The organism is Sandarakinorhabdus limnophila DSM 17366, from assembly GCF_945882885.1.
Classification (GTDB): Bacteria; Pseudomonadota; Alphaproteobacteria; order Sphingomonadales; family Sphingomonadaceae; genus Sandarakinorhabdus; species Sandarakinorhabdus limnophila_A.
The window spans coordinates 1-6,024 of record NZ_CAMCWT010000090.1 but is presented as its reverse complement, the minus strand read 5'-3'; the positions used below and the strand labels follow the sequence as shown (position 1 = coordinate 6,024).

General features: G+C 62.9%; 6 protein-coding genes. 2 read left to right on the top strand and 4 right to left on the bottom strand.

The genetic code is table 11. The annotated features are described in order from the left end of the window. The 3 genes from Q7O19_RS12790 to crtY all read right to left on the bottom strand — a co-directional run. The coding region (locus Q7O19_RS12790) for a squalene/phytoene synthase family protein (RefSeq protein WP_303810884.1) at positions 1 to 458 on the bottom strand (458 nt) is incomplete at its 3' end. 55 nt (positions 459 to 513) lie between these two features. Then, on the bottom strand, positions 514 to 2,007 hold the full coding sequence (locus Q7O19_RS12785; RefSeq protein ID WP_303810883.1) for a phytoene desaturase: 1,494 nt from the start codon (positions 2,005 to 2,007) through the stop codon (positions 514 to 516). Continuing rightward, positions 2,004 to 3,170: a lycopene beta-cyclase CrtY gene (gene crtY, locus Q7O19_RS12780; protein ID WP_303810882.1), complete on the bottom strand. Its 1,167-nt coding sequence runs from the start codon at positions 3,168 to 3,170 to the stop codon at positions 2,004 to 2,006. The genes Q7O19_RS12785 and crtY overlap by 4 nt, the downstream gene beginning before the upstream one ends. A 115-nt stretch (positions 3,171 to 3,285) precedes the next feature. On the opposite strand from crtY, the gene Q7O19_RS12775 reads away from it, so the two are divergent. Then, positions 3,286 to 4,671, top strand: a complete 1,386-nt coding sequence (locus Q7O19_RS12775; protein ID WP_303810881.1) for a cytochrome P450 — start codon at positions 3,286 to 3,288, stop codon at positions 4,669 to 4,671. After that, positions 4,671 to 5,666, top strand: coding sequence for an alpha/beta fold hydrolase (locus Q7O19_RS12770; protein ID WP_303810880.1), 996 nt, complete (start codon positions 4,671 to 4,673; stop codon positions 5,664 to 5,666). Before Q7O19_RS12775 ends, Q7O19_RS12770 begins: the two co-directional genes overlap by 1 nt. 97 nt (positions 5,667 to 5,763) lie before the next feature. On the opposite strand, the gene Q7O19_RS12765 is transcribed toward Q7O19_RS12770, so the two are convergent. Next, positions 5,764 to 6,024, bottom strand: a 261-nt coding sequence (locus Q7O19_RS12765) for an aminomethyltransferase beta-barrel domain-containing protein (RefSeq protein ID WP_369692483.1), incomplete at its 5' end; no start/stop codon positions are given.

Genomic DNA, 6,024 nt, shown 5'->3' with positions numbered 1-6,024 from the left:
TCATCGGGCTTCACGCCCATCACGATCGCCATCATCACGCCCACACAGCCCGCCACGTGATAGCAATAGGTGAGCGTATCATCGAAGGTGTGGAATGGCCGCGCTTCCATGTCGATGCGGAAGCCGTGGATCAGATCGCGCGGATAGCGTGCCGGCATCCCCGTCTGCTGCACCACCAGCGCCAGCGCCTCATAAGGCGTGCCGGGCGTGGGATTGCCGGCCAGGGCGCGTTCGGTTTCCCAATGCACTTCGGCCAGGCGTTCGGCCGGTGGCCGGCGATCGTCGTTGCGGCCCTCGCCCAGCACCTGGCCATCGATCACATCATCGGTGTGGCGGCACCAGGCGTAAAGCAGCATGGCGCGGTCGCGCGTTGGGCCATCGAACAGGCGGCTGGCCAGTGCGAAGCTTTTCGAACCGCGGGCGATGGCGTCGCGGGCATTGGCAAGAACGTCAGACACGGATGGGCTTCTGCCCGCCTGCGCCGCGCGGCGCAAGCGGGCTGAATGCCGAAGATTACGCCGCCTTCTTGCCCAGCAGATCTTCCAACATCAGCTTGCCGGTGGCCTTGGCGCTGCCCACCACGCCGGGGATGCCGGCGCCGGGGTGCGTGCCGGCACCAACGAAATAGAGGTTGGACAGCACATCATCGCGGTTGTGCGTACGGAAATAGGCGCTCTGCCACAGCACCGGCTCAAGGGAGAACGCGCTGCCCTGGTGAGCAAACAGTTCGGTTTCGAAATCCTTCGGCGTCCAGGTGCGCAGCGTCACCAGATCGCGCTTGAGATTGGGCAGAACACGGCGTTCCAACGCGTCCAGAATCGAATCGGCGTACCGCGGGGCTTCCTTTTCCCAATCGATGTCCAGCTTGCCCAGATGCGGCACCGGCGACAGCACATAATAAGCGCCGTGGCCTTCGGGTGCGAGCGACGGATCGGTCATCGTCGGGTGATGCAGATACAACGAGAAATCCTCAGGCAACTCGCCGCCCTTGTAGATTTCGCTGAGCAGTTCCTTGTAGCGATGGCCAAACAGGATGGTGTGGTGCGCCACATCGGTGCGCACGCCCTTCAGGCCGAAATACAGCACGAACAGCGACGGCGAAAAGCTGCGGCGCTTCATCTTGGCCGCCATTTCGGCGCCGCGCGGGTGGCCGCCCAGCAGTTCCTGATAGGTGTTGACCACGTCGCCATTGGAACACACCGCATCGAAACGGCCGGACCAGCCATCGGCGCAGCGCACACCCGTAATACGCCCGCTGTCAGCCATGATGGCTTCCACCTTGCTGCCCATGCGCACGCTGCCGCCGATATCCTCGAACAGCTTGACGAGGCCGCGCACCAGCGAGCCGGTGCCGCCGCGCGGGAACCAGACGCCCCATTTCTTTTCAAGCGCGTGGATCAGCGCATAGACGCTGGACGTGCGGAACGGATTGCCGCCCACCAGCAGCGTGTGGAAACTGAACGCCTGACGCAGCCGCTCGTCCTCAATGTGGCGCGACACCATCGAATAGACCGAACGGAAGGCTTCATAACGCATCAACTGCGGCGCGGCCTTGAGCATCGACTTGAAATCAAGGAACGCTTCATGGCCCAGCTTTTCATAGCCTTCACGAAACACGTTATCCGAAAATTTCAGGAATTCCTGATAGCCGGCAACGTCTTTCACGTTGAGTTCGCCGATCTGGCGCAGCAGTTCCTTTTCGTCGTTGGAATAATCGAAAACCGTGCCGTCTTCCCACATCAGGCGGTAAAACGGCATCACCGGCATCAGTTCGACATAGTCCGACAATTTGCGGCCAGACAGCTCGAACAATTCTTCCAGGCAGGTCGGATCGGTGATCACGGTGGGGCCGGCATCGAAGATGAAGCCATCATCTTCAAACACATAGGCACGGCCACCCGGCTTGTCGCGGGCTTCGATCAACGTGGTCTGGATGCCGGCCGATTGCAGGCGGATGGCCAGCGCCAATCCACCAAAACCGGAACCAATCACTGCGGCAGTCGTCATTTTATCCCCAATTCATACTTGACCAGCGTGCCCAGCGCCCGCAGCGGCGGGATGGGCGGCCGGCCGGAAAACACTTTCGGCCAATCATTCCAGCGATTGTCGGCGGCATAGAGCCGGCCCACCAGATCGTCTGGATGTTCATAAAAACGTTCCAGGATCGTGCGCCGTTCCTCGTCCTGAGCGGCGAGGAACAACATGCGATTGAGGACGCGATACATGCCGCGGCTGTTCCACACACGCACTGCGTGGTCGCGGCAGGCGCGGTGGATGGTCGCGGCATCGAACGCCGGCAGCGCGGCGACCATATCGGCCATGCGCACCGCATCGGGGAAGCTGTAGCCGGTCACCGGATGAAACAGGCCGGCGCCCAGGCCCACGCGCGCCACGCCGGGTACGCCTTCATCGAGGAATTTTTCGATATCGCCGCCAATGGCCAGCGGCAGGATGCCGGCTTCTTCACGGGTAACGGCGGTAATCTGCCAGCCCTGCGACACCGCGTAATCGGCGATGTGCTGGCGCAGCAGATCGGGCGCCAGATCGCGGCCATCGGAGAAATACGTGTCTTCGATCAGCACATGCTTCGGGCCGAACGGCAATGTGTAGATGAAGCGGTAGCCATCGTGCTGCGGCACCGTCGCATCCATGATGATGGGGCCATCAAGGCCGTGCGGATCCGCCAATTCCACTTCTTGCCCGAGGAATTTCTGCCACCGCAGATCGAGCGCGGTCGATTTGCTCTGGCCGCGGCCATCGATCACGGCGCTGCAGGTCAGCACGCGCTGATCGGCGAGCGTCACGCTGGTGGGCGTCATCGCCACAACCGGCACACCGGTGATGATGCGGTCCGGCGGCAGCGCCTTGGCCACTTCGGCAGCCAGCCGCTCGCTGTTGCTGCTGCCATAACCCACGTTCAACGTGCGGGCATGGCGCGGAAAGCGCACCGAATAGCAATCCCAGCGATGCGCAAACAGCGGCTGGGTCCAGCGGCGCTGTTCTTCATTGATGTCGAGCCCAAAGCTGGACCAGGTGTGATCGCCGCCGATGGTTGCCCCGGCTTCCACGATGGCCACGCGCAATTCCGGGCGCAGTTGCGCAAGGCGCAGCGCGATAAGGCCGTTGGCAAGGCCTCCGCCAGCAAGGACAAGATCGAAATCCGGTGTCACAGTTGGCGTGTTAGCCGGGCGACGCCGCCGGGGGAAGTGGCGGTTTGCCGCTGTGATTGCGCCGGGCGGTGGAAATGCGTACCTCACTTCCGCACCCAGCAAGAGGCAAGCGCCCATGAATGCCCCCGTCGCCAATAGCGAATTCATCCCGGCCGATCTGCCGGAACCGACCTATGCGGAGCTTGAGCATATCCCCGGCATGACGCCGGCGCGCTTTCCGATCCTGCGCACGCTGAAGTTCCTCGCCAACCCGCTCGGCCGCAGCCGCGAACTGTTCGAGCAACATGGCCGCATCGTGCGCCGGCAGGATTTCGGCGGCTGGGGCGTTTCGATGATTGGCCCGGAAGCCAACGAGATGATCCTGTTCAACAAGGACAAGATCTTCTCCAGCGAACTGGGCTGGAATCCGGTGCTGGAACTGCTGTTCCCGCGCGGGCTGATGTTGATGGATTTCGAAGAGCATCGCATCCACCGCAAGACGCTGAGCGTCGCCTTCAAGACCGAGCCGATGCAGCATTATTTCACCCAGCTGGATGGAGGCATCACCCGCGGCCTTGCGAAATGGCCGAAGGGCAAATCGCTGAACTTCTACCCATCGATCAAGTCCCTCACCCTCGATCTCGCCGCCACCAGTTTCCTCGGCGTGCCGTGGGGTGGCGAAGCCGAAAAGATCAACAAGGCCTTCTGCGACATGGTCGCGGCGTCGGTTGGCGTGATCCGCAAGCCGCTGCCGTTTACCGCCATGAAGCGCGGCGTCGATGGCCGGGCGTATATGAGCCAGTATTTCGCCGGCGAAATCCCCAAGCGGCGCGGGGTGGAAGCCAAAGACATCTTCACGCAGGTCTGCAACGCCCGCGACGAGAACGACAATCTGCTCGGTGAGCAGGACATCATCGATCACATGAACTTCCTGATGATGGCCGCGCACGACACCACCACGTCGTCGATCACCAGCATTGTCTGGTGCCTGGCCAAATATCCGGAATGGCAGGACAAGCTGCGCGAAGAGATCAAGGGCATCCGCGAGCGCCACGGCAAGCTGACCTATCAGACGCTTGGCGAGATGGAACTCACCGACATGGTGTTCAAGGAAGCGCTGCGGCTGATCCCGCCGGTGCCGTCGATGCCGCGCCGCGCCGTGAAAAGCTTCACCTTCCAGAACCATGTAGTGCCGGCCGGCGCGCATATCGGCGTCAACCAGATGATCAGCCATCGCCTGGAAGAATATTGGCCGAGCCCGGAACATTTCGATCCGAACCGCTTCACCGCCGAAAACAGCCGTGGCCGCCACAAATATGCCTGGGTGCCCTTCGGCGGCGGCGCCCACATGTGCCTGGGCCAGCATTTCGCCTATATGCAGGTGAAGATGTTCTTCTTCGCCCTGCTGGAAGGCCATCGCATCGGCGCGGAAAAGCCGCTGGGTGACGTGGAAAGCGATTTCCGCATGTTCCCGATCCCCAAGCCCAAGGATGGCCTGCCCGTCCGTATCGAGGCAATCTGATGTCGGGTGGGAAGAAGCGCAATTGGTGGCGCGTTTTGGGCTACGGGCTGGCCGTGTTCGCTGGCTTGATCGCGGTATTGTGGGCGGTGTTTGCCACACCCGATATTCCAGTGACCACGCTGAAGGCCAAATATGCCAACACCGCCAGCCAGTTCGTGGAACTGTCGCCGGGCACCACCATCCATGTTCGCGATGAAGGGCCGCGCGATGGCTTCCCGGTCGTGCTCGTCCACGGCTCAAACGCCTCGCTGCACACCTGGGAGCCGTGGGTGGCGCGGCTCACCGCCAAGGGCTATCGCATCATCAGCCTCGATCTGCCGGCGCACGGGCTTTCCGGGCCAACGCCGGAAGGGCTGTACACCAGCGCAGCTTACGTGGGCATCGTCGAGAAACTCGTCGACAAGCTCGGCCTCACCCGCTTCGCGCTCGGTGGCAATTCGATGGGTGGCGGTGTCGCCTGGCGCTATGCCGTGGCGCACCCTGATCGGCTCTCCGCCCTTATTCTCGTCGATGCCAGCGGCCAGCCGATGCCGAAAGGTTCCTCGCCGCCGCTCGGTTTCCGGCTGGCGCGCGTGCCCGTCGCGCGCGACATCCTCGCCACCGTGACGCCGCGCAGCCTGATCGAAAAGAGCTTCCAGCAGAGCGTTTCCAACCAGGCCATCGCCACCCCGGCCATGGTCGATCGCTATTGGGAACTGCTGCTCTACCCCGGCAATCGCCGCGCCACGGTGCAACGGTTCGGCCAGTACAGCGGCGATGATGGCGCGGCGGCCAAGCTGCCCGGCCTCACCGTGCCGACGCTGATCCTGTGGGGCCGGGAAGACAAGCTGATCCCGGTTTCGGTCGCGCAATGGTTCAACAGCCAGATCAAGGGCAGCCGCGTTACCATCCTCGATGGCATCGGCCATATCCCGATGGAGGAAGCCCCCGATCGCAGCCTGGCGCCAGTGCTGGAACTGCTCAGCGCAACGCAAACACCGTCGCAAAGCGCCTGAGCCAACCGATCATCGCTTCGCGCACCTGATCGGAAAGGGTGATGAAGGCGCGGCGGGCGTCAATCGTCTGACACTGTCAGTTTCCTGACGCCGGATTTCAGGCCGGGATCAGGCCCGGTTCGGCCGCCACGGTGGCCACCATCGTGCCGCCAGCCACCAGCCGATCCCCGATATAGGCCACCGCCGCCTGGCCGGGGGCAACGCCAAATTGCGGTTCGGCAAAGCGCAGCATGTCGCCTTCGATCCAGCCCTGCGCCAGCGGTGCCATCGATCGCACCTTCACCATCAGCGGGCCATCAATCGGGCCGAGAAGATTGGCGCCATCCAGTTGCACCGCGCGCACCGCCAGCGCCCGGCG

Excerpts from the sequence above, each read along its gene's own strand:
- Q7O19_RS12785 (WP_303810883.1), bottom strand. The coding sequence starts at position 2,007 with ATGACGACTGCCGCAGTGATTGGTTCCGGTTTTGGTGGATTGGCGCTG.
- Q7O19_RS12775 (WP_303810881.1), top strand. The coding sequence starts at position 3,286 with ATGAATGCCCCCGTCGCCAATAGCGAATTCATCCCGGCCGATCTGCCG.
- Q7O19_RS12770 (WP_303810880.1), top strand. The coding sequence starts at position 4,671 with ATGTCGGGTGGGAAGAAGCGCAATTGGTGGCGCGTTTTGGGCTACGGG.